At 56.6% G+C, this 23,503-nt stretch carries 23 protein-coding genes and 1 pseudogene; 15 read left to right on the forward strand and 9 right to left on the reverse strand.

The window, feature by feature from the left end; all coding sequences use genetic code 11:
• The first annotated feature begins 13 nt into the window (after nt 1-13).
• From infB to mtr, 9 genes and pseudogenes are all read left to right on the forward strand, one after another.
• Nucleotides 14-2,701: a translation initiation factor IF-2 gene (gene infB / locus DFO52_RS11900; protein ID WP_133550437.1), complete on the forward strand. Its 2,688-nt coding sequence runs from the start codon at nt 14-16 to the stop codon at nt 2,699-2,701.
• A gap of 89 nt (nt 2,702-2,790) precedes the next feature.
• A complete protein-coding gene (gene rbfA, locus DFO52_RS11905; RefSeq protein WP_003024988.1) occupies nt 2,791-3,195 on the forward strand; it encodes a 30S ribosome-binding factor RbfA in 405 nt (134 codons plus the stop codon).
• Nucleotides 3,195-4,145 carry a tRNA pseudouridine(55) synthase TruB gene (gene truB, locus DFO52_RS11910; protein ID WP_133550438.1) on the forward strand — a complete coding sequence of 317 codons (951 nt, stop codon included), beginning with the start codon at nt 3,195-3,197 and terminating at the stop codon, nt 4,143-4,145. Before rbfA ends, truB begins: the two co-directional genes overlap by 1 nt.
• A gap of 154 nt (nt 4,146-4,299) precedes the next feature.
• A complete protein-coding gene (gene rpsO, locus DFO52_RS11915) occupies nt 4,300-4,569 on the forward strand; it encodes a 30S ribosomal protein S15 (RefSeq protein WP_003861789.1) in 270 nt (89 codons plus the stop codon).
• Between the two features lie 242 nt (nt 4,570-4,811).
• Nucleotides 4,812-7,008, forward strand: a pseudogene (gene pnp, locus DFO52_RS11920) (polyribonucleotide nucleotidyltransferase).
• Between the two features lie 50 nt (nt 7,009-7,058).
• Nucleotides 7,059-7,943, forward strand: coding sequence for a lipoprotein NlpI (nlpI, locus tag DFO52_RS11925; RefSeq protein WP_023309331.1), 885 nt, complete (start codon nt 7,059-7,061; stop codon nt 7,941-7,943).
• A gap of 107 nt (nt 7,944-8,050) precedes the next feature.
• Complete coding sequence (gene yrbN / locus DFO52_RS11930) at nt 8,051-8,131, forward strand: protein YrbN (protein WP_097397692.1); 81 nt, start codon at nt 8,051-8,053, stop codon at nt 8,129-8,131.
• Complete coding sequence (locus DFO52_RS11935; protein WP_029739632.1) at nt 8,124-10,019, forward strand: DEAD/DEAH family ATP-dependent RNA helicase; 1,896 nt, start codon at nt 8,124-8,126, stop codon at nt 10,017-10,019. Before yrbN ends, DFO52_RS11935 begins: the two co-directional genes overlap by 8 nt.
• Before the next feature lie 142 nt (nt 10,020-10,161).
• On the forward strand, nt 10,162-11,406 hold the full coding sequence (gene mtr, locus DFO52_RS11940) for a tryptophan permease (protein ID WP_045355428.1): 1,245 nt from the start codon (nt 10,162-10,164) through the stop codon (nt 11,404-11,406).
• Between the two features lie 62 nt (nt 11,407-11,468).
• Here the strand turns inward: mtr and DFO52_RS11945 are convergent, their stop codons facing one another.
• The 3 genes from DFO52_RS11945 to DFO52_RS11955 all read right to left on the reverse strand — a co-directional run bounded on the left by DFO52_RS11945 (nt 11,469) and on the right by DFO52_RS11955 (nt 14,436).
• On the reverse strand, nt 11,469-12,476 hold the full coding sequence (locus tag DFO52_RS11945) for a luciferase-like monooxygenase (protein ID WP_133550440.1): 1,008 nt from the start codon (nt 12,474-12,476) through the stop codon (nt 11,469-11,471).
• Between the two features lie 78 nt (nt 12,477-12,554).
• Nucleotides 12,555-13,433 carry a U32 family peptidase gene (locus DFO52_RS11950; RefSeq protein ID WP_029739635.1) on the reverse strand — a complete coding sequence of 293 codons (879 nt, stop codon included), beginning with the start codon at nt 13,431-13,433 and terminating at the stop codon, nt 12,555-12,557.
• Between the two features lie 7 nt (nt 13,434-13,440).
• Nucleotides 13,441-14,436 carry a peptidase U32 family protein gene (locus DFO52_RS11955; protein ID WP_023309326.1) on the reverse strand — a complete coding sequence of 332 codons (996 nt, stop codon included), beginning with the start codon at nt 14,434-14,436 and terminating at the stop codon, nt 13,441-13,443.
• Between the two features lie 211 nt (nt 14,437-14,647).
• On the opposite strand from DFO52_RS11955, the gene DFO52_RS11960 reads away from it, so the two are divergent.
• Together DFO52_RS11960 and DFO52_RS11965 are read left to right on the forward strand one after the other, a co-directional pair.
• Entirely contained in the window at nt 14,648-15,172 is a 525-nt protein-coding gene (locus DFO52_RS11960) for an SCP2 domain-containing protein (RefSeq protein WP_133550441.1), read from the forward strand.
• Nucleotides 15,166-15,669, forward strand: a complete 504-nt coding sequence (locus DFO52_RS11965; RefSeq protein WP_133550442.1) for an N-acetyltransferase — start codon at nt 15,166-15,168, stop codon at nt 15,667-15,669. The genes DFO52_RS11960 and DFO52_RS11965 overlap by 7 nt, the downstream gene beginning before the upstream one ends.
• Here the strand turns inward: DFO52_RS11965 and DFO52_RS11970 are convergent.
• Nucleotides 15,656-15,985, reverse strand: a complete 330-nt coding sequence (locus tag DFO52_RS11970) for a GIY-YIG nuclease family protein (protein WP_052194014.1) — start codon at nt 15,983-15,985, stop codon at nt 15,656-15,658. The genes DFO52_RS11965 and DFO52_RS11970 overlap by 14 nt on opposite strands.
• Nucleotides 15,986-15,999: 14 nt before the next feature.
• On the opposite strand from DFO52_RS11970, the gene DFO52_RS11975 reads away from it, so the two are divergent.
• On the forward strand, nt 16,000-16,434 hold the full coding sequence (locus DFO52_RS11975; protein WP_047646422.1) for a YhbP family protein: 435 nt from the start codon (nt 16,000-16,002) through the stop codon (nt 16,432-16,434).
• On the opposite strand, the gene DFO52_RS11980 is transcribed toward DFO52_RS11975, so the two are convergent.
• Nucleotides 16,414-16,932: a type 1 glutamine amidotransferase domain-containing protein gene (locus DFO52_RS11980; RefSeq protein ID WP_133550443.1), complete on the reverse strand. Its 519-nt coding sequence runs from the start codon at nt 16,930-16,932 to the stop codon at nt 16,414-16,416. The genes DFO52_RS11975 and DFO52_RS11980 overlap by 21 nt on opposite strands.
• Before the next feature lie 128 nt (nt 16,933-17,060).
• Between DFO52_RS11980 and DFO52_RS11985 the strand changes: the two genes are divergently transcribed.
• On the forward strand, nt 17,061-17,705 hold the full coding sequence (locus tag DFO52_RS11985; protein ID WP_033146736.1) for an NAD(P)H-binding protein: 645 nt from the start codon (nt 17,061-17,063) through the stop codon (nt 17,703-17,705).
• A 40-nt stretch (nt 17,706-17,745) separates the two neighbouring features.
• Nucleotides 17,746-18,783: a permease gene (locus DFO52_RS11990; RefSeq protein WP_133550444.1), complete on the forward strand. Its 1,038-nt coding sequence runs from the start codon at nt 17,746-17,748 to the stop codon at nt 18,781-18,783.
• Between the two features lie 61 nt (nt 18,784-18,844).
• Here DFO52_RS11990 and dolP read toward each other — a convergent pair whose 3' ends face one another.
• Genes dolP through DFO52_RS12010 form a run of 4 tightly spaced genes read right to left on the reverse strand, consistent with a single transcriptional unit; the run spans nt 18,845 to nt 22,542 of the window.
• On the reverse strand, nt 18,845-19,420 hold the full coding sequence (dolP, locus tag DFO52_RS11995; protein ID WP_133550445.1) for a division/outer membrane stress-associated lipid-binding lipoprotein: 576 nt from the start codon (nt 19,418-19,420) through the stop codon (nt 18,845-18,847).
• Nucleotides 19,421-19,429: 9 nt separating this feature from the next.
• On the reverse strand, nt 19,430-20,020 hold the full coding sequence (gene diaA / locus DFO52_RS12000) for a DnaA initiator-associating protein DiaA (RefSeq protein WP_003861754.1): 591 nt from the start codon (nt 20,018-20,020) through the stop codon (nt 19,430-19,432).
• A 21-nt stretch (nt 20,021-20,041) separates the two neighbouring features.
• Nucleotides 20,042-20,437: a YraN family protein gene (locus DFO52_RS12005; RefSeq protein ID WP_028014533.1), complete on the reverse strand. Its 396-nt coding sequence runs from the start codon at nt 20,435-20,437 to the stop codon at nt 20,042-20,044.
• Nucleotides 20,395-22,542, reverse strand: a complete 2,148-nt coding sequence (locus DFO52_RS12010; protein ID WP_133550446.1) for a penicillin-binding protein activator — start codon at nt 22,540-22,542, stop codon at nt 20,395-20,397. The genes DFO52_RS12005 and DFO52_RS12010 overlap by 43 nt, the downstream gene beginning before the upstream one ends.
• Nucleotides 22,543-22,604: 62 nt before the next feature.
• Between DFO52_RS12010 and rsmI the strand changes: the two genes are divergently transcribed.
• Nucleotides 22,605-23,468 carry a 16S rRNA (cytidine(1402)-2'-O)-methyltransferase gene (rsmI, locus tag DFO52_RS12020; protein ID WP_023309315.1) on the forward strand — a complete coding sequence of 288 codons (864 nt, stop codon included), beginning with the start codon at nt 22,605-22,607 and terminating at the stop codon, nt 23,466-23,468.
• Nucleotides 23,469-23,503: the final 35 nt, after the last annotated feature.

Genomic DNA, 23,503 nt, shown 5'->3' on the forward strand with positions numbered 1-23,503 from the left:
AGGAAGGAACAGCATGACTGATGTAACTGTAAAATCGCTGGCTGCTGAGATTCAGACCTCCGTGGACCGCCTGGTACAGCAATTTGCTGATGCAGGGATCCCGAAGTCCGCTGATGACTCGGTGACCGCGCAAGAAAAACAAACCTTGTTAACGCACCTGAACCGTGAACACGGTTCTACGCCTGACAAGTTAACGCTGCAGCGCAAAACGCGCAGCACGTTAAACATCCCTGGTACCGGTGGCAAAAGCAAATCGGTGCAAATTGAAGTCCGCAAGACGCGCACCTTTGTAAAACGTGATCCGCAAGAGGCAGAACGCCTTGCCGCGGAAGAGCAGGCACAGCGTGAAGCGGAAGAACAAGCTCAGCGTGAGGCGGAAGCAGCCGCCAAACGTGAAGCAGAATTAAAAGCTGAACGTGAGGCCGCAGAAAAAGCGAAACGCGACGCAAGTGATAAAGTGAAGCGTGACGCTGCGGAAAAAGACAAAGTGAGCAATCAACAGACAGACGAAATGACCAAAACCGCCCAGGCTGAAAAAGCCCGCCGTGAAAATGAAGCTGCCGAGCTGAAGCGTAAAGCGGAAGAAGAAGCCCGCCGTAAGCTGGAAGAAGAAGCTCGCCGCGTCGCCGAAGAAGCGCGCCGTATGGCAGAAGAAAACGAGAAGAATGGTGTGAATACCGTTGAGCCGACTGAAGACACCAGCGACTATCACGTGACCACTTCTCAGCATGCGCGTCAGGCTGAAGATGATAACGACCGTGAAGTAGAAGGCGGCCGTGGCCGTGGTCGTAATGCAAAAGCAGCGCGTCCGGCGAAAAAAGGCAACAAGCACGCTGAATCCAAAGCTGACCGTGAAGAAGCACGCGCGGCTGTTCGCGGTGGTAAAGGCGGCAAGCGTAAAGGTTCCGCGCTGCAGCAGGGCTTCCAGAAGCCGGCTCAGGCCGTTAACCGTGACGTTGTGATCGGCGAAACCATTACCGTTGGCGAACTGGCGAACAAGATGGCGGTTAAAGGCTCTCAGGTCATCAAAGCAATGATGAAGCTGGGTGCCATGGCGACCATCAACCAGGTCATCGATCAGGAAACCGCACAGCTGGTTGCTGAAGAGATGGGCCACAAAGTTATCCTGCGTCGTGAAAACGAGCTGGAAGAAGCAGTAATGAGCGACCGTGATACTGGCGCTGCGGCTGAACCGCGTGCACCGGTTGTGACCATCATGGGTCACGTTGACCACGGTAAAACCTCTCTGCTTGACTACATTCGTTCTACTAAGGTCGCCTCTGGTGAAGCGGGTGGTATTACCCAGCACATCGGTGCTTACCACGTAGAAACCGAAAACGGCATGATCACCTTCCTGGATACCCCAGGTCACGCAGCGTTTACCTCAATGCGTGCTCGTGGTGCTCAGGCAACGGATATCGTAGTCCTGGTTGTTGCCGCAGACGATGGCGTGATGCCACAGACCATCGAAGCTATCCAGCACGCGAAAGCGGCGCAGGTGCCTCTGGTTGTTGCAGTCAACAAAATCGATAAGCCAGAAGCCGATCTGGACCGCGTGAAGAACGAACTGTCTCAGTACGGCGTTATGCCGGAAGAGTGGGGCGGTGAAGCGCAGTTCATCCCAGTATCTGCTAAAGCGGGTACCGGTATCGACGACCTGCTGAACGCGATCCTGCTGCAGGCTGAAGTACTGGAGCTGAAAGCGATCCGTAATGGTATGGCGAGCGGCGCGGTGATCGAATCCTTCCTGGATAAAGGTCGTGGCCCGGTTGCAACCGTTCTGGTTCGTGAAGGTACCCTGAACAAGGGCGACATCGTTCTGTGTGGCTTCGAATACGGCCGCGTTCGTGCGATGCGTAACGAACTGGGTCAGGAAGTTCTGGAAGCGGGTCCGTCCATTCCGGTGGAAATCCTGGGTCTGTCCGGTGTTCCGGCTGCCGGTGACGAAGTGACCGTTGTGCGTGACGAGAAGAAAGCGCGTGAAGTGGCACTGTATCGTCAGGGCAAATTCCGTGAAGTTAAACTGGCTCGTCAGCAGAAATCTAAACTCGAGAACATGTTTGCCAACATGACCGAGGGCGAAGTTCACGAAGTGAACATCGTTCTGAAAGCTGACGTTCAGGGTTCTGTGGAAGCGATCTCCGACTCCTTGCTGAAACTGTCTACCGACGAAGTGAAAGTGAAGATCATCGGTTCTGGCGTAGGTGGTATCACCGAAACCGACGCGACCCTGGCTGCTGCCTCCAACGCTATCCTGGTTGGCTTCAACGTTCGTGCGGATGCATCTGCGCGTAAAGTGATTGAAGCTGAAAGCCTGGATCTGCGCTACTACTCCGTCATCTATAACCTGATCGACGAAGTGAAAGCAGCGATGAGCGGCATGCTGTCTCCTGAGCTGAAACAGCAGATCATCGGTCTGGCTGAAGTACGTGACGTGTTCAAATCACCGAAATTCGGTGCGATCGCGGGCTGTATGGTTACCGAAGGTAACATCAAGCGTCACAACCCAATCCGCGTACTGCGTGACAACGTGGTTATCTACGAAGGCGAGCTGGAATCCCTGCGCCGCTTCAAAGATGACGTTAACGAAGTCCGTAACGGCATGGAATGTGGTATCGGCGTGAAGAACTACAACGACGTTCGCGTTGGCGATATGATCGAAGTGTTCGAGATCATCGAAATTCAGCGTACCATCGCTTAATTACCGATTGTAAGCCGGGATCGCCTCGCGCCACCCGGCAATAATTTTAAAAGGGGCTTTTAGCCCCTTTTTTGTCTGGAGAATTTATTATGGCGAAAGAATTTGGTCGCCCTCAGCGCGTAGCGCAGGAAATGCAGAAAGAGATCGCGCTCATTCTGCAACGTGAAATTAAAGACCCGCGCGTCGGCATGATGACCACCGTTTCTGGTGTCGAAATGTCCCGCGATCTGGCGTATGCAAAAGTGTTCGTCACCTTCCTGAACGATCAGGACGAAGCGGCAGTGAAAAACGGCATTAAAGCGCTGCAGGAAGCCTCTGGTTTCATCCGCTCCCTGCTCGGCAAAGCGATGCGCCTGCGTATCGTGCCTGAACTGACCTTCTTCTACGACAACTCGCTGGTCGAAGGTATGCGTATGTCCAACCTGGTGACCAGCGTGGTGAAACATGACGATGAGCGTCGTGTTAACCCGGCGGACGACAGCAAGGAGGACTGATGAGTCGTCCTCGTCGTCGCGGTCGCGACGTGCATGGTGTGCTGCTGCTGGATAAACCCCAGGGCGCTTCCAGCAACGACGTGCTGCAAAAAGTTAAGCGTATTTATAACGCCAACCGTGCGGGCCACACCGGCGCGCTCGATCCGCTGGCAACCGGCATGCTGCCGGTCTGCCTGGGAGAGGCGACAAAGTTTTCCCAGTACCTGCTCGACTCCGATAAGCGTTACCGCGTTATCGCTAAACTGGGCCAGCGCACGGACACCTCCGACGCGGATGGCCAGGTGGTGGAAGAGCGCCCGGTGACCTTCAGCGCGGAACAGCTTGATGCTGCGCTGGAGAGCTTCCGTGGGGACACGATGCAGGTGCCGTCGATGTATTCTGCGCTGAAATATCAGGGCAAGAAGCTCTACGAATATGCGCGCCAGGGCATTGACGTCCCGCGTGAAGCCCGTCCGATAACCGTGTATGAGCTGCTGTTTATTCGCCACGAAGGTGATGAGCTGGAGCTGGAAGTACACTGTTCGAAAGGGACCTATATTCGCACCATCATCGACGACCTCGGTGAAAAGCTGGGCTGCGGTGCGCATGTGATTTACCTGCGCCGTCTGGCGGTAAGCAAGTACCCGGTGGAGCGGATGGTGACCCTGGAACAGCTGCGCGAGCTGGTAGAACAGGCGGAAGCGCAGGGGGTTGCGCCGGCAGATTTGCTGGATCCCTTGCTGATGCCGATGGACAGTCCGGCAGCAGACTTCCCGGTTGTTAATCTTCCTTTAACATCGTCCGTTTACTTTAAGAACGGCAACCCGGTTCGTACGGCACAAGCGCCGCTGGAAGGACTGGTACGCGTGACCGAAGGTGACGAAGGGAAATTCATCGGTATGGGCGAAATGGATGGCGAAGGGCGCGTTGCGCCGCGTCGTCTGGTCGTCGAATATCCGGTCGACGCGTGACGGTGATAACGGCTCACCTTGCGATAAGCAGGGGAGACGAGTAGAATATCGCCGCTTAACGCCTGGTAAATTGTTTAACAATCTGCGGGGCGTACATGGGATTGCTGAATTAGAGATCGGCATCCTTACATTCTTTATACTTTGGAGTTTGAAAATGTCTCTAAGCGTTGAAGCTAAAGCTAAAATCGTTTCTGAGTTTGGTCGTGGTACTAACGACAGCGGTTCTACCGAAGTTCAGGTTGCACTGCTGACTGCACAGATTAACCACCTGCAGGGTCACTTTGCAGAGCACAAAAAAGATCACCACAGCCGTCGTGGTCTGCTGCGTATGGTTTCTCAGCGTCGTAAACTGCTCGACTACCTGAAACGTAAAGATGTTGCACGCTACACCGCGCTGATCGAGCGTCTGGGTCTGCGTCGCTAATTCTTGCGAGTTTCAGAAAAGGGGGCCTGATGGCCCCTTTTTTCAACCAGACGGCAGCAATTCACTGGAAACTATTGTATTGTTGCTATAAATGATCTTCATTGCAGAGGTTCGCGCGGCTAATGAGAGGCTTCACCCATGGGGGTGTTGGTTGTCATTAGTCGCGAGGATGCGAAGAAGGTCGGGTTAAATCGACAGCACACCGGTGGTGTGCTGTCAAACATTTAAGAAAGGACAGAACTTTGCTGAATCCGATCGTTCGTAAATTCCAGTATGGTCAACATACCGTCACGCTGGAAACCGGCATGATGGCACGTCAGGCTACTGCTGCCGTTATGGTAAGCATGGATGACACTGCGGTATTCGTTACCGTTGTTGGCCAGAAAAAAGCTAAACCAGGTCAGGACTTCTTCCCGCTGACCGTTAACTATCAGGAGCGTACCTACGCTGCCGGTAAAATCCCGGGTGGTTTCTTCCGTCGTGAAGGCCGCCCAAGCGAAGGCGAAACCCTGATTGCGCGTCTGATTGACCGCCCGGTTCGTCCGCTGTTCCCGGAAGGCTTCGTTAATGAAGTACAGGTTATCGCGACCGTTGTTTCCGTTAACCCACAGGTTAACCCGGACATCGTTGCCATGATCGGCGCATCCGCTGCCCTGTCACTGTCTGGTATTCCATTCAATGGCCCAATCGGTGCCGCGCGTGTTGGCTACATTAACGACCAGTACGTGCTGAACCCAACCCAGGAAGAGCTGAAAGAAAGTAAGCTGGACCTGGTTGTTGCGGGTACTGAAGCGGCTGTACTGATGGTTGAATCCGAAGCTGAACTGCTGAGCGAAGACCAGATGCTGGGCGCTGTGGTATTTGGCCACGACCAGCAGCAGATCGTTATCCAGAACATCAACGACCTGGTGAAAGAAGCCGGTAAACCACGTTGGGACTGGCAGCCAGAAGCAGCAAACGACGCGCTGAACACACGCGTTGCAGCCCTGGCAGAATCTCGTCTGAGCGATGCATACCGTATCACTGACAAACAGGAGCGTTACGCTCAGGTTGATGTGATCAAGTCTGAAACTATCGCGACGCTGGTTGCTGAAGACGAAGCGCTGGACGCTAACGAACTGAGCGACATTCTGCACGCTATCGAGAAAAACGTTGTTCGTAGCCGCGTTCTGGCAGGCGAGCCGCGTATCGATGGCCGCGAAAAAGACATGATCCGTGGTCTGGATGTGCGTACTGGCGTTCTGCCACGTACTCACGGTTCCGCGCTGTTCACCCGTGGCGAAACGCAGGCGCTGGTTACCGCGACCCTGGGTACCGCACGTGACGCACAGAACATCGACGAACTGATGGGCGAGCGCACTGACAGCTTCCTGTTCCACTACAACTTCCCTCCGTACTCCGTAGGTGAAACCGGTATGGTTGGCTCGCCGAAGCGTCGTGAAATTGGTCACGGTCGTCTGGCGAAGCGCGGCGTGCTGGCAGTGATGCCAGAAGCAGACAAATTCCCTTACACCGTACGTGTGGTGTCAGAAATCACCGAATCCAACGGTTCTTCTTCCATGGCTTCCGTGTGTGGTGCCTCTCTGGCGCTGATGGATGCAGGCGTGCCAATCAAAGCCGCCGTTGCGGGTATCGCAATGGGCCTGGTGAAAGAAGGCGACAACTTCGTTGTTCTGTCTGACATTCTGGGTGACGAAGACCACCTGGGCGATATGGACTTCAAAGTAGCGGGTTCCCGCGAAGGTATCTCTGCGCTGCAGATGGATATCAAAATTGAAGGTATCACCAAAGAGATCATGCAGGTTGCTCTGAACCAGGCTAAAGGTGCGCGTCTGCACATCCTGGGCGTGATGGAACAGGCGATTAACGCGCCGCGTGGCGACATTTCTCAGTTCGCTCCACGTATCCACACCATCAAGATCAATCCAGACAAGATCAAAGATGTTATCGGTAAGGGCGGTTCCGTAATCCGTGCGCTGACCGAAGAGACTGGCACCACGATCGAAATCGAAGATGACGGTACTGTGAAGATCGCAGCAACCGACGGCGAGAAAGCGAAATTCGCTATCCGTCGCATCGAAGAAATCACGGCAGAGATCGAAGTGGGCCGCGTCTACGCAGGTAAAGTGACCCGTATCGTTGACTTTGGCGCGTTCGTTGCCATCGGTGGCGGTAAAGAAGGTCTGGTTCACATCTCTCAGATCGCTGACAAGCGCGTTGAGAAAGTGACCGATTACCTGCAGATGGGTCAGGAAGTACCGGTGAAAGTTCTGGAAGTTGATCGCCAGGGCCGTATCCGTCTGAGCATTAAAGAAGCAACCGAGCAGTCTCAGCCAGCTGCTGCGCCAGAAGCACAGGCAGCAGAACAGCAAGGCGAGTAAGTTGCCATTTGCCCTCCGCTTTGCGGAGGGCCTATTATCAGGCAGGACGCCTTGTTAAGCCGCCGGGGGACAGGACGTTCATCCAATAGTTGTCTTCGGGAGTGGGAAATGAAGCCTTTTTTGCGCTGGTGTTTCGTTGCGACAGCTTTAACGCTGGCAGGATGCAGCAACTCTGCCTGGCGTAAGAGCGAAGTCCTCGCAGTGCCATTGCAACCGACTTTGCAGCAGGAAGTGATTCTGGCACGCATGGAACAAATACTTGCCAGTCGGGCTTTAACCGATGAAGAACGCGCACAGCTTTTATATGAGCGCGGAGTGTTGTATGATAGTCTCGGTCTGAGGGCATTGGCGCGAAATGATTTTTCACAAGCGCTGGCTATCCGACCTGATATGCCTGAAGTATTCAACTACTTAGGCATTTATTTAACGCAGGCAGGCAATTTTGATGCTGCCTATGAAGCGTTTGATTCTGTACTTGAGCTTGATCCAACTTACAACTACGCGCACTTGAATCGCGGTATCGCATTGTATTACGGCGGTCGTGATAAGTTAGCGCAAGATGATCTGCTGGCGTTTTATCAAGACGATCCTAATGATCCTTTCCGTAGCCTGTGGCTTTACATCGTTGAGCGGAAGCTCGATGAGAAGCAGGCAAAAGAGGCACTGAAGCAGCGCTTCGATAAATCGGACAAGGAACAGTGGGGATGGAACATTGTCGAGTTCTACCTGGGCAACATTAGCGAAGCAACGCTGATGGAACGCCTCAAGGCGGACGCAACGGATAACACCTCGCTCGCTGAGCATCTCAGTGAAACCAACTTCTATTTAGGTAAGTACTACCTAAGTCTGGGGGATATGGACAGCGCTACGGCACTGTTCAAATTAGCGGTTGCTAACAACGTACACAACTTCGTTGAGCACCGTTATGCATTGTTGGAATTATCGCTCTTGGGCCAGGAGCATGACGACCTGGCAGAATCGGACCAGCAATAGCTGACGACATAAACATCAGCCCGTAATCTTTTGATTGCCATCACCTTAACTGGTGAGGGCGTTGTTGTTCGTCAATACACCTACTTTGAGCCGGTTCACACTTTTCAATGAAAATTGCTAATCATTTTCACGATGAGCTAAGTAGACTGGCCGCCATTAATATCGAGGCACTTGTACTACATGGCTGAATTCGAAACCACTTTTGCAGATCTGGGCCTGAAGGCTCCTATCCTTGAAGCCCTTAACGATCTGGGTTACGAAAAACCATCTCCGATCCAGGCTGAGTGTATCCCACACCTGCTTTCTGGTCGTGACGTGCTGGGCATGGCCCAGACTGGTAGCGGTAAAACTGCAGCATTCTCGCTGCCGCTGCTGAACAACATTGATCCGGACCTGCGTGCACCGCAGATCCTCGTCCTGGCTCCAACCCGTGAACTGGCTGTTCAGGTTGCAGAAGCAATGACGGAATTCTCTAAACATATGCGCGGCGTAAACGTGGTAGCCCTGTACGGCGGCCAGCGTTATGACGTGCAGTTACGCGCCCTGCGCCAGGGCCCACAGATTGTTGTCGGTACGCCGGGCCGTCTGCTGGATCACCTGAAGCGCGGTACTCTGGACCTCTCTAAACTGAGCGGCCTGGTACTGGATGAAGCAGATGAAATGCTGCGTATGGGCTTCATCGAAGACGTCGAAACCATCATGGCGCAGATCCCGGACGGTCATCAGACCGCGCTGTTCTCTGCCACCATGCCAGAAGCGATTCGTCGTATCACCAAGCGCTTCATGAAAGATCCTCAGGAAGTGCGTATTCAGTCCAGCGTTACCACTCGCCCGGACATCAGCCAGAGCTACTGGTCTGTGTACGGCATGCGCAAAAACGAAGCGCTGGTACGTTTCCTGGAAGCGGAAGATTTTGATGCGGCGATTATCTTCGTGCGTACCAAAAACGCGACCCTGGAAGTGGCTGAAGCCCTGGAGCGTAGCGGCTACAACAGCGCAGCGCTGAACGGCGACATGAACCAGGCCCTGCGTGAGCAGACTCTGGAGCGTCTGAAAGACGGTCGTCTGGATATCCTGATTGCAACCGACGTGGCAGCACGTGGTCTGGACGTTGAGCGTATCAGTCTGGTTGTGAACTACGACATCCCGATGGATTCCGAGTCTTACGTTCACCGTATCGGCCGTACCGGTCGTGCGGGTCGTGCTGGCCGCGCGCTGCTGTTCGTTGAGAACCGCGAGCGTCGTCTGCTGCGTAACATTGAACGCACCATGAAGCTGACCATTCCAGAAGCTGACCTGCCAAACGCAGATCTGCTGGGCAAACGCCGTCTGGAAAAATTCGCCGCGAAAGTACAGCAGCAGCTGGAAAGCAGCGATCTGGACCAGTACCGTGCGCTGCTGTCGCAGATTCAGCCTGTTGCTGAAGGCGAAGAGCTGGACATGGAAACCCTGGCAGCAGCACTGCTGAAAATGGCTCAGGGCGAACGTAGCCTGATCGTGCCACCAGATGCGCCGATGCGTCCTAAGCGTGAATTCCGTGACCGTGACGATCGCTTCGAGCGTCGTGGCGACCGTAATGACCGCAATGACCGTGGCCCACGTGGTGACCGTCCAGAGCGTGGTGGTGAAGATCGTCCACGTCGCGAGCGTCGTGACGCTGGTGATATGGAACTGTACCGCATTGAAGTGGGCCGTGATGACGGCGTTGAAGTTCGTCACATCGTTGGCGCGATCGCTAACGAAGGCGACATCAGCAGCCGTTACATTGGTAACATCAAGCTGTTCGCATCCCACTCTACCATCGAGCTGCCAAAAGGTATGCCGGGTGAAGTACTGCAGCACTTTACGCGTACCCGCATCCTGAACAAGCCGATGAACATGCAGCTGATGGGCGATGCACAGCCACGCCCTGACCGCGGTGGTGAGCGTCGTGGCGGTGGTCGCAGCTTCGGTGGCGAACGTCGTGAAGGCGGCCGCAGCGAAGGTCGCGGTGAACCACGTCGTTTCTCCGGCGAGCGTCGCGAAAATCGCGGCCCACGTCGTGACGAAGGCACCAGCCGTCGCCGTGACGCGTAAGCCTTACGCAACTGACGTAAAGTAAAATATACAGCCCCGATAAACGCTATCGGGGCTTTTTTTATTCCTTTTGTACTCTTGTACTGGTACAGTGCGTCACATTAAAATGCAGAACCGCATGATTGACTGGAGAAAAGGCTGTATGGCGACACTAACCACCACCCAAACGTCACCTTCGCTGCTTGGCGGCGTGGTGATCATCGGCGGAACCATCATTGGTGCCGGGATGTTTTCCCTGCCTGTGGTCATGTCCGGTGCGTGGTTCTTCTGGTCGCTGGCCGCGCTGGTCTTCACCTGGTTCTGCATGCTCCATTCCGGGCTGATGATCCTTGAAGCAAACCTGAACTACCGCATTGGCTCCAGCTTCGACACCATCACCAAAGATCTGCTGGGTAAAGGCTGGAACCTGGTGAACGGGCTATCCATCGCGTTTGTGCTCTATATCCTGACCTACGCGTACATTTCAGCGAGCGGCTCGATTCTGCACCACACCTTCTCGGAGATGTCGCTGAACGTTCCGGCGCGTCTGGCAGGGCTGTGTTTTGCGCTAGCTGTGGCGTTTATCGTCTGGATGAGTACCAAAGCGGTAAGCCGCATGACGGCGATCGTATTAGGCGCTAAGGTCATCACTTTCTTCCTGACTTTCGGCAGCCTGCTGGGGCACGTGACGCCCGCCACGCTGTTTAACGTCGCCGAAGTGAACACCTCCTACACGCCGTACCTGCTGATGACGCTGCCGTTCTGTCTGGCGTCGTTTGGCTACCACGGTAACGTGCCGAGCCTGATGAAATACTACGGCAAAGATCCCCGCACCATTGTGAAGTGTCTGGTCTACGGCACGCTGCTGGCGCTGGGTCTGTATGTGATTTGGCTGCTGGGGACGATGGGCAACATCCCGCGTCCGGAATTTATCGGCATTGCCCAGAAGGGCGGTAACATCGACGTGCTGGTGCAGGCGTTGAGCGGCGTGTTGAACAGCCGCAGTCTGGATCTGCTGCTGGTGATCTTCTCTAACTTTGCGGTGGCGAGCTCTTTCCTGGGCGTGACGCTGGGCCTGTTTGACTATCTGGCAGATCTGTTCGGCTTTGATGATTCTGCGATGGGGCGTTTAAAAACCGCGCTGCTGACTTTCCTGCCGCCGATTGTGGGCGGCCTGCTGTGGCCGAACGGCTTCCTGTACGCCATCGGCTATGCAGGGCTGGCGGCAACTATCTGGGCGGCAATTGTGCCGGCGCTGCTGGCGCGCAAATCACGTAAACGCTTCGGTAGCCCGAAATTCCGCGTCTGGGGCGGTAAGCCGATGATTGCACTGATTCTGGTATTCGGCGTTGGTAACGCTCTGGTACATGTGCTGTCGAGTTTTAACCTGTTGCCTGTGTATCAGTAAAACGAGGGGTTGAACCCCTCACCCCGGCCCTCTCCCATAGGGAGAGGGAGAAAAGCAAAAAACTACCCCACCAGTTCCTCTTTCACCTGCATCGCCAGTTCAAACGAATGCAAACGCGCCTGGTGATCGAAAATCTGGCCGTTAACCATAATCTCATCCGCCTGCGTTTCGCGCAGCACCGCGTCCAGCCCGTGTCGCACTTTCGCCTTATCGCCTACCAGCGACATGCTCAGCGCCTGCTGCACGCCATACTGTTCGGAGGCTGACCACAGCTGATGCATATTCTCCACCGGCGGCGGAAGCTGGCCCGTCTCACCGCGGCGCAGCTTCACAAACGCCTGCTGCATTGAGGTAAACAGGAATTCCGCGTCGCGATTGCTGTCGGCCGCAATGATGTTGATACACACCATCGCGTACGGCTTCTCAAGACGCTCGGACGGTTTGAAGTTCGTGCGATAAAGATGCAGCGCCTGATGCAGCATATCCGGTGCAAAGTGGGAGGCAAAGGCAAACGGCAGCCCCAGCTGCGCGGCAAGCTGTGCGCTGTAGAGGCTTGAGCCCAACAGCCACACCGGGATCTTCTCACCGTAGCCCGGCACCGGACGTACGTGCGGGTTCGGATCGCGCACGTCGAACCAGTCCACCAGTTCAGCCACGTCGCGCGGGAAGTTGTCGATATCGCCGCTCATATGGCGACGCAGGGCGCGCATGGTCGGCTGGTCGCTGCCGGGCGCACGACCAAGCCCTAAATCTATACGGCCCGGGTAGAGCGTATTCAGGGTGCCAAACTGCTCGGCAATCACCAGCGGGGCGTGGTTCGGCAGCATTACGCCGCCGGAGCCCAGATGCAGGGTGGTGGTATTTGCCGCCAGATAGCCGATCAAAACCGAGGTCGCGGCGCTGGCGATGCCAACCATATTGTGGTGCTCGGCCAGCCAGTAGCGGTGATAGCCACGCTTTTCGGCCAGCTGAGCCAGATCCAGGGAGTGCGAAAAGGCTTCTCTTGCCGAGGAGCCTTGTGGGATCGGCGCCAGATCCAGCACCGAAAACGGAATGGTTTTGTCAGTCATAACAGCTCACTTTGTCGACGGTGAATCTTTAATACTGCATTAAAAAATGATAACCGTTGTTAACAAAGTGAGCCTTTTTTACGCCTGAAGTTCCAGCCCGGCGAGACGCCTCCAGTAGCCGTTGCAGTCGCTGTTTGCCGTCAGCGGCAGCGGTGAGGCACCGTTTTCGTTGGCGCGGAAGGCGTCCAGCATCGCGAACACCCCGGTATCCAGGGGCGACAGCCGAACCATATCCACCAGCCCGTCCATCGACGCCAGCTCGTTGCCGAGGTTATAGACATAGCCGCTCATGGTTTGAATACCGTTGAGGACAAACACCTGCTGATTCTCCTGCGACAGCATGCTGCGTCCATTCGGGTATTTAATGCAGCAGGTTTCGCACTCGTCTTTCGGGCGGTCTTCCGAGCGCGCGGTAAAGCAGCGGGCGGAGTAGGCCAGCGGCAGATGACCGTAGCTCAGCACTTCCACTTCAAACTGATTGCGAATGCCCAGCTCGTCGCACTGGTTAAGCAGGTTAGCCAGCCAGTCGCGGGAAAGCTCTACCGGCATGCACCAGCGCGTCATCCCCTGTTTGAGCAGCAGGCGCAGGGTGACGGCGTTGTAGCAGTTCAGCGCATGACCCGCGACAAACGGCAGCCTGCGTTCAGCGCACATGTTCACCACGCCGAGATCGCTCGCTTCCAGCAGGAACTCGCCGTTTTCGACGTAGCGCTTCAGCTCGCCCAGTTCGGAGGACGCCTGCACGAGTGCAAGCGTGGAGAGCACCACCTGCTTGCCGCTGCCTGCCAGGCCTTTCGCCATATCCAGCCAGTCACCCACTTTGGTGGCGCGGCGCTTGCTGCACACCGCCTCGCCGAGGTAAATCACGTCGGCGCTGCTGGTGGCGGCCTGTTGGTAAAAATCTTCCAGCGTCTCTTTTGGCCAGTAGTAGAGCACCGGTCCTAATGAATATTTCATGATGATCTCACTGCCATTTACGGTGATACGCGCCAAGCGTGGTTTGCGTGCCTTCGGACATCGAACCAAGCGTCTCCATCCAGGCCTGCTGTGGAGCGTAGTTCTGCGGATCCGCCATGCAGCGGTCGATGGCCTGACGCCACACTTTCGCGACCTGGCTCACGTAGGCCGGGCTGCGCTGGCGACCTTCGATTTTCACCGACGCAATATTGGCCGCCAGCAGTTCCGGCAGCAGCTCCAGCGTGTTGAGGCTGGTCGGCTCCTCCAGCGCGTGATAGCGCTCGCCGTCGACCAGATAGCGGCCTTTACACAGGGTTGGATAACCGGCGTTTTCACCGTCCTGGTAGCGGTCAATCAGCACCTCATTCAGGCGAGACTCCAGCCCCTGCGGGGTCTGCTGCCAGCGAACAAAGCGGGCAGGGGAGCAGGCTCCGACGGTATTTGGCGATTCTCCGGTTAAATAAGAGGAAAGATAGCAGCGGCCTTCGGCCATGATGCACAGGCTGCCAAAGGCAAAAACCTCCAGCGGTACTGGCGTGACGCGCGCGAGTTGCTTAACCTGATGAATAGAGAGCACGCGCGGCAGCACCACGCGGGCCACGTCAAAGTGTTGATGGTAAAAACGCACCGCCTCTTCGTTGGTGGCAGATGCCTGAACAGAGACGTGGCGCTCAATATGGGGATAGCGTTCTGCCGCATACTCAAGCATGGCGAGGTCGGCCAGGATTAGCGCATCGGCACCCAGCTGTGCCGCCATATCCACCGCGCGCTGCCAGCGGGCGTAGCCGTCAGGATGAGCAAAGGTATTGATGGCGATATGCAGCTTGCGGCGGTGCTGGTGAACGAAGTTAACGGCTTCCTGAAGCTTTTTCTCCGTAAAGTTGAGGCCAGCAAAATGGCGGGCGTTGGTATCATCTTTCAGCCCGATATAGACCGCATCGGCCCCATTTTCGATGGCCGCCTTAAGCGCCGGAAGATTTCCGGCAGGGCAGAGCAGCTCCATAATTTATCCTGATGTAGTCGATCGCAAAATTGTTAACGAGCTGGGATTTTAATTAACCCATACGCGACAATTTTTGATTTAAGGCAGCTAATGGCGTATTGATGACACCAATAATGAGGTACGGCGGGCGACGGTTTGTTGATTTACGCCGCTATGTTGCGCTTCGGATATGGCAAAATAGCAGGACTATAGATATCAGGGAGTAAAGCTCGTGCTGGATAAACTGCGTTCACGTCTCGTACAATTTGGTCCATCAATGCTGAGCGTGCCGGTCAAGCTGGCGCCGTTCGCGCTTAAACGCCAGGTGCTGGAGCAGGTCCTGAGCTGGCAGTTCCGCCAGGCGCTGCAGGACGGCGAGCTGGAGTTCCTGGAAGGCCGCTGGTTAAGCATTGAGGTGCGTGACATCGGGCTGCGCTGGTTTACCTCCGTTGAGAATGACCAGCTGATCGTCCGCGAATCCGCCGGGGCGGATGTGAGCTTTAGCGCCAATGCCAGCGATCTGCTGATGATCGCCGCGCGTAAGCAGGATCCGGATACGCTCTTCTTCCAGCGCCGTCTGGTGATTGAAGGCGACACGGAGCTGGGCCTGTACGTGAAGAATTTAATGGATGCCATTGAGCTGGAGCAGATGCCGAAAGCGCTGCGCGTGATGTTAATGCAAATGGCAGATTTCGTTGAGGCCGGGCTGAAAACCCCGCCGGACGGTAAACACACTTCAGTAGGTGAGCCATGCTGATTCGAGTCGAAATTGGGATTGATGCGCCGGGGATCGATGGGTTGTTACGCCGCGCCTTTGCGAGCGATGCCGAAGCCCAACTGGTCCACGACCTTCGCGAAGACGGCCTGATTACGCTGGGGCTGGTTGCCACCGATGACGAAGGTCAGGTGGTGGGCTATGTTGCCTTCAGTCCGGTCATCGTTCAGGGCGAAGAGCTGCAGTGGGTTGGCATGGCGCCGCTGGCGGTAGATGAAAGCTATCGCGGACAGGGGCTGGCACGCCAGCTGGTCTATGAAGGGCTGGATTCGCTCAATGAGTTCGGTTACGCGGCCGTTGTCACGCTGGGCGATCCGGCATTCTATGGCCGTTTAGGCTTTGAGCAGGCCGCGCATTACGATCTGCGCTGCCGCTGGCCGGGTACGGAATCCGCTTTCCAGGTCCATCGCCTGGCGGACGATGCGCTCAACGGCGTCAATGGTCTCGTCGAGTATCACGACCATTTCAATCGCTTTTAATCAGGCTCTCGCGTAGCGCCTCAAAGGAGTCGTCTCCGGTCACGAGGCGCTCTTTCTGGCGCTTCGTCAGCTGCTTGATGCGGTATTCCAGCCTGAGCGCCAGCGATCGGTCGCCGACGGCCGCTGAGAAGGCGAGCTGTAATTCCCCTTTCCCCCGCAGCGCCTTTGCCCCTTTTCCCGTTTGATGTTGTAAAAAACGCCGCGCTACATCGGTGGTGATCCCGGTGTAGAGTGCGTTATCAGCGGTTCGGACAAGATAGAGAAACCAGCACACGGTATACAGATTCAGTATGTTAAGGTGAACGCACCATAGCATGAGAGAGAACGAAAATGGAAACACTGGCCGCCATTAACCGCTGGCTGGCAAAGCAGCATGTTGTCACCTGGTGCGTCTATGACGAGGGTGAGATGTGGTGCGCAAATGCGTTTTACTACTATGACTCTGAGCGCGTGGCTTTTTATGTCATGAGTGAAGACAAAACGCGTCATGCGCAGATGACCGGCCAGCAGGCAAAGGTGGCAGGCACGGTAAACGGCCAGCCGAAAACGGTCGCGCTGATCCGCGGCGTGCAGTTTAAAGGGGAGATCCGTCGTCTGGATGGTGAAGAGAGCGACGCGCGCCGTAAGCTCTACACGCGCCGCTTTCCCGTTGCCGCTGCGCTAAAAGCCCCGGTGTGGGAAATCCGCCTCGATGAGCTGAAATTTACCGACAACACCCTGGGCTTTGGCAAAAAGCTGCACTGGTTACGCGCCGAGCAGGCGTAGCGCTTCGCGGTTAAACGCCGGAAGATCGTCCGGGGTTCGGCTGGTGATCAGCTGGTCTTTGTCGTTGACCACCTCCTGATCGTAAAACTCGGCCCCCGCGTTTTTCAGATCGATAACGATCGGCTTCACGGCGGTAAGCTTACGCCCGCGGACCACTTCTGCGCTGATGAGCAGCTGCGGGCCGTGGCAGATGGCAAAGACCGGTTTGCCGCTAGAGACAAAGTCCCGGGTGAAGGTCACGAAGCGCTCGTCCCCGCGCAGGGAATCCGGGGAATGGCCGCCGGGTAACAGCAGGGCGTCAAAATCTGAGGGACTCACGTTATCGATGGTCTCATCGATGGTCACGGTCGCCTCGCCCTTATGGCCTGTCACCGTTTTACCCGCCTCTTTCTCAATGGTGATGACCTCATGTCCCGCCTTGCGGAACGCCTCTGCTGGAGAGGTGAATTCTGAATCTTCAAACTCGTCGGTAATCAAGACTGCGATTTTCTTGCCCATGCTTCCTCCGTTGTTTTGGCTTCAGACTGATTTTTCTCCGCTTGTGGTAAATACTTACCTGTAACAGACTTCTAAGTGTGGTCGACGACGCTGAGTTCGCAAACGGACAATTCTGTAAAGGGGAAAAGATGAGTCAGGTATTGATTACAGGTGCTACCGGGTTAGTGGGCGATCATCTGCTGCGGCTGCTGATTCAGGATCGCCGCGTGAACTATATCGCCGCCCCGACGCGTCGACCGCTGGCGGACTTATCCGGCGTCTTTAATCCGCACGATCCTCAGCTGACCGACGCGCTGGCGCAGGTGCAGGATCCCATTGATATCGCCTTTTGCTGTCTGGGCACCACGCGGCGGGAGGCGGGCAGCAAAGAGGCATTTATCCACGCCGACTATACGCTGGTGGTGGATACCGCACTTACGGCGAAAAAGCTGGGAGCCAAACATTTTCTGGTGGTCAGCGCGCTGGGCGCCAGTGCCGGGTCGCCTTTCTTCTACAACAAGGTGAAGGGCAAGATGGAGGATGCGCTGATTGCGCAGAAATGGGAGCAGCTGACGATTGTGCGCCCCTCGATGCTGATCGGCCACCGGGACGAACGCCGGTTTAACGAGTCGATATTTGCCCCGCTGTTTCGCATTCTTCCCGGCAACTGGAAATCCATCGAGGCGCGGGACGTTGCGCGCGCGATGTTAAAAGAGGGGCTGGCCCCGTCGAAAGCGGGCGTCAACATTATCCCTTCGGCAAAACTGCGTGAAATCGCGCAGGGCGAGGCGTAAACTCCCCCGGCTAATAACCTAATACTCTCCGGGGAATGCTATGACTGGTCAGTCTTCATCTCAGGCGGCAACACCTGTTCAGTGGTGGAAGCCCGCACTCTTCTTTCTCGTGGTCATTGTTGGCCTCTGGTACGTGAAATGGCAGCCGTACTACGGCAAAGCCTTCACCGCCGCCGAAACGCACAGCATCGGTAAATCTATTCTCGCACAGGCTGAATCCAGCCCGCTGCAGGCGGCGTGGGACTATGCCATGGTTTACTTCCTTGCCGTCTGGAAGGCCGCCGTCTTAGGCGTCATTCTGGGCTCGCTGATTCAGGTGCTTATCCCGCGTAACTGGCTGGTGAAAACCCTCGGGCAGCCGCGCTTTCAGGGCACGCTGCTGGGAACGATTTTCTCCCTGCCGGGCATGATGTGCTCCTGCTGTGCCGCGCCCGTGGCCGCAGGGATGCGCCGTCAGCGCGTATCGATGGGGGGCGCGCTGGCGTTCTGGATGGGTAACCCGCTGCTCAACCCGGCAACGCTGGTGTTTATGGGCTTTGTGCTGGGCTGGCATTTCGCGTTCATCCGCCTGGTCGCCGGGCTGCTGACCGTGCTGGTGGTGGCGACGCTGGTGCAAAAACTGGTGAAGGATACTGCTGCAGAACCCGCAGCCGTTGAGCTGGACGTCAGCGAGCCGCAGGGTGGCTTCTTTGCGCGCTGGGGCAGGGCGCTATGGCAGCTTTTCTGGAGCACCATCCCGGTCTATATCCTGGCGGTACTGGCTCTGGGGGCGGCGCGCGTCTGGCTCTTCCCGCATGCGGATGGCGCTATCGACAACACGCTGATGTGGGTCATTGCGATGGCCGTTGCAGGCTGTCTGTTTGTGATCCCAACGGCGGCGGAAATCCCGATTGTTCAGACCATGATGCTGGCCGGTATGGGGACCGCACCGGCGCTGGCGCTGCTGATTACGCTGCCGGCGATCAGCCTGCCGTCGCTTATCATGCTGCGTAAGTCGTTCCCGGCGAAAGCGCTGTGGCTGACCGCAGGGCTGGTGGCGTTGAGCGGGGTGATGGTGGGCAGTATTGCGTTGATGTAAAAAAAGCCCGGTGGCGCTTACCGGGCCTACAAAAAAATCCCCTCAAGCGAGGGGATTTTTTTTATTTGATGTAAGTAAACGCGGTGGTGACGTGCTTCACGCCGCTCACCCGGCTGGCGATATCGGCCGCCGCTTTCCCTTCACGGTCGGTCACCAGACCCAGCAGGAACACTTCGCCGTTTTCAGTCGTCACTTTCACGTTGGAGGATTTCACCTGGTCCGAGCCCAGCAGCTGAGAACGCACTTTGGTGGTGATCCAGGTATCGGAAGAGGCTTCACCCAGGCCAATTGGCTTGCCCTGACGTACTTCGTTAAACACCTCTGTGGTCCCTTCGACGCCCATCGCAATCTGTTTCGCGCGAGAGGCGAGCTCCAGATTCGGCGCCTGGCCTGCCAGCAGCACTTTGCCCTGATAAGCCGTCACGTTGATACGCGCTTCTTTCTTGATTTGTTCGTCTTTCGACAGCGCACTGTTGACGCGCAGCTCCAGCGTACCGTCATCCACCTGTGTCCCCACGGTGCGTGGATCGGTTGCCGCTTTGGTGCCTACCGCGGCGGTACCCACAACGGCCGCAGCGATACATCCCTGAAGCAGTAATGCAGACATAAGGACTGCGAGGGTCGATAAAGCCTTCATAAGAACTCCTTAATCATCCTGGTGAGGGAAAAGCGTGTTATCGATCAAATCACATAAGCAGTTCACCGTGAGCATATGCATCTCCTGAATACGCGCGCTCCGGTGAGAAGGAATGCGGATTTCCACATCCTGCGGCCCAAGCAGACCCGCCAGCTCACCCCCGTCATAGCCGGTTAAGGCCACGATTGTCATGTCGCGGGTGACGGCAGCTTCAACGGCTTTGACAATATCCCGGCTATTGCCGCGCGTGGAGATGGCCAGCAGCACATCTCCGGCGTGACCCAGGGCTCGCACCTGCTTTGCGTAAATTTCGTCATGCAGACGATCGTTAGCAATCGCCGTTAAGACCACATTATCGGTATTAAGTGCAATGGCGGGTAAACTCGGGCGTTCTGTTTCAAAGCGATTGATCATGCTGGCAGCAAAATGCTGTGCGTTGGCGGCTGACGTGCCGTTGCCACAACAGAGGATTTTGTTGCCATTAAGCAGGGATTGCACCAGCGTCATTGCGGCACGCGAGATAGCATCCGGAAGGGCTTCCGCCGCGGCAATCTGAGTCTGGATGCTTTCTGTGAAGCACACTTTAATTCTTTCGAGCACGTTATCCCTTTTAAATCTTAATTATGCGTCTTCGCCAAAAGCGTTTTTAAGCCATTCGATCTCATTTCCGGTGAAGGCTATCACATCGAACCGGCAATCCACAGTATCAAAGCTCCCATTATGGCGGGCAAGCCACAAGTGGGCAGTCTGTAATAATTTATGTTGTTTGGCGAGCGTCACGCTGGCGGCAGCACCGCCAAAACGGGAGGACTGTCGAAAGCGGACTTCTACAAACACGATGACCTGACCGTCTTTCATGATCAGGTCGATTTCGCCGCCGCGCCCGCGGACGTTAGCGGCGATAAAGCGCAGTCCTTTGCCTTCAAGCCAGCGACGCGCCTTTAACTCCCACGCATCGCCGGTCTCTTTACGGCTTAACTGGCCGGGACGATTTGCCCCTGCTGGTATTTGAGCCATGATAACTTCCTGTTGATCACGCAGTCCTGAGTCGCGGTCAGATCGCCGGTGTTGCCGTTAAGCTCAAAGCCCGGCACCTGACGCATCTGGGTAAAGTGGTTCGCCAGCGCCCATGCATCGACACCCATCGCATACAGACGCGCCAGCGAATAATCGTTACGTACGGTACTCAGCGCCTGCTGCATCAGCGCCGGGTTGCTGCCTGCCAGCATCGGGATTTCGCTGTACTGCAGACCGTCCATTTCCAGACGGAAATCCGGGCCTGCGGTGCCCTGCGCGCTGCGCGAGCTGGCGTAGAGCGTTGCGCCGCTCTGGCTGCCGTTACGCATCGCGATCATCGGTTTGATAAAGGCGATCTCCTGCGGCGTGGCAACGATATAGGCCGCATCCACTTTACCGCCACCGCTAATCTGCGCGTCGGTAGGCGGGGCAGGGATCGTCAGGCCGCCAATCGTCACGCTCTGCTGCTGCGGCAGGCTCGCGGTGACAGGACTGCCGCTAAGCGCGATACCCGCTCCACCATTAACGCCCGCGCGCAGCTCAGAGACGGAACCGAATTTCTGCTGCAGCACCACGCCGCCGCCGAGCTTCTGCCACTCATCGGCAAAGGCGTTGGCCACGCGATCGCCCAGCGCGCTGCGTGGGATGAGCAGCAGCGGAGCCTGCTTACCCTGCTCGTGAATATGGCGCGCCGCATCGCGGGCTTCATCTTCAGGGGAAAGCGCGAAGTAGCAAATATTGGCCCGGTTCTGAACCTGCTCAGGCTGGTTGAGCGCCAGCACGTTCAGCGTGGTATTGCTCTTCATCAGCTCTTCCACGTTGTTTTTCAGCAGCGGACCGACAACGATGCTCGCCCCGTCCTGTTGAACCTGCGCCAGAACCTGGTCAAGCGGCTGCGAGCTGGTGTCGTATATTTTCAACTCAGCGCCCGGGTTGGCGCTGGTGGTTGCCACGGCCTGCGGCTGCGCAGCAGGTTGGGCTGCGGGTTGTGCAGGCTGCGGTTGAGGCTGTTGTGCTGTTGCGTCAGGCGCTGGCGCCGCTTGCGTCTCGGCCGGAGCCTGAGCAGCAGGTGCAGGTGAAGCCGGAGGCGTCGTCGGAGCCGTCACCGGGTTTTGCATCGTACCCTGCGCCGGCGCTTGCGCCGTGGTCAGATCGCTGGTCTCTGCGGCGGACGGGCTGACAACGTCATTCACGTTAGCCGCCTGAGCCGCCTGCGCGGGAACCGCGCTGCCGGTTACCGAGGTGGTACCGTTTTTCGCTGCTTCGAAGCCCTGCTGAATGGTACGGCCAAAAACCGCCGCCTGGCCGTTGAGCGGCAGAAGCAGGGCGATTTTGCTGGTGGACGCTGGCTTAAAGTTCTGCACGTTCACCAGCTGGGTTGGCAGCATTTTCGCCCCCGGGTTTTGCGGGTAGCGCGTCTGCCAGTCCGTAATACCGGCCTTCAGCATCTTTGGATCGCTGCGGTTGTTAAACCACATCTGCTGCAGATCCAGCCAGCCCTGCAGGACGTTTTCATCGGCGTTGATGACCAGCGCCTGCGCCTGTTCCTGAGTCATTGAGGCAAGCGCTTGCCAGGTGGCATCGATATTTTTCTGCTTGTCGGCACCGCCGAGCAGCGGCTCTTGCGCGATCAGGGCGCGGAGCAGCGTCAGGGAAGGACGCCCCTGCTCCGCGGTAATGCCGGCCTGCCAGAAGCGAGCCTGCTGATTTTTATCCAGCGCGCTCACGTCAATGTCCCCGAGGATCTTCTTCGCGGCGGCGTAATCTTTCAGCGCGACCTTCAGCTCGGCAGAGAGCAGGCTCTGCTCACGACGCTGGGCGTCGTTAAGATCTTTTGGCAACTGGTTAAACAGTTCGGCTGCCTGCTGGGTTTTACCCTCTTTCAGCAGTGCACGAATGGCGAGTAATTGCCAGTTGGTCTTGGTATCATTTGAACTCTGCGACATTTGTTGCAGATAAAAGCCAGAATCAGCCTGAGCAGAACCCTGAAGATGGGCGGTGCTCTGGTCAGGTGCCTGGGTGCCACAGCCTGCAAAGATCAGGGCTGCCAGCAGAAGCGGCACGCTGCGCGTGGCTTTTTTTCGAAGAAACGTTAACGGTACCATACTGTATCCAGTGATTTTTTTTACGCAATGCTCAATATTAAATCGGCAATACGGACGAAACAATGAAACAACACGAAACGGCAGATAATTCTCAAGGCCAGCTTTATATTGTACCTACTCCTATCGGGAATTTGTCTGATATTACCCAACGTGCGCTCACCGTACTGCAAGCTGTTGATTTAATTGCTGCTGAAGATACCCGCCACACCGGCCTGCTGCTGCAACACTTCGCGATTAACGCCCGTTTGTTTGCTCTGCACGATCACAATGAGCAACAAAAAGCCGAAACGCTGGTGGCGAAGCTGAAAGAGGGGCAGAACATTGCCCTGGTCTCCGACGCCGGTACGCCGCTGATCAACGATCCTGGCTATCACCTGGTGCGTACCTGTCGTGAAGCCGGTATTCGCGTTGTGCCGCTGCCGGGGCCGTGCGCTGCCATTGCTGCGCTGAGCGCCGCAGGTCTGCCGTCTGACCGTTTCTGCTATGAAGGCTTCCTGCCTGCCAAATCCAAAGGCCGCCGTGACGTGTTAAAAGATCTGGAAGCGGAACCGCGCACCCTGATTTTCTACGAATCCACGCACCGCCTGCTGGAGAGCCTGGAAGATATGGTGACCGTGTGGGGAGAAGCCCGCTACGTGGTGCTGGCGCGCGAGCTGACCAAAACCTGGGAAACCATTCACGGTGCTCCAGTGGGTGAACTGCTGGCGTGGGTGAAGGAAGACGAAAACCGCCGCAAGGGTGAAATGGTGCTGATTGTCGAAGGGCATAAGGCGCAGGAAGACGCGCTCCCTGCCGACGCGCTGCGCACGCTGGCGCTGCTTCAGGCGGAACTGCCGCTGAAGAAGGCCGCCGCGCTGGCGGCGGAAATTCACGGCGTGAAGAAAAATGCGCTGTATAAGCATGCGCTGGAGCAGCAGGGGGAGTAAGCCCCTGCCGCCTGTTTTGCCGGGTGGCGGCTGCG

It is taken from the genome of Enterobacter sp. AG326, assembly GCF_004362415.1.
Classification (GTDB): Bacteria; Pseudomonadota; Gammaproteobacteria; order Enterobacterales; family Enterobacteriaceae; genus Enterobacter; species Enterobacter asburiae.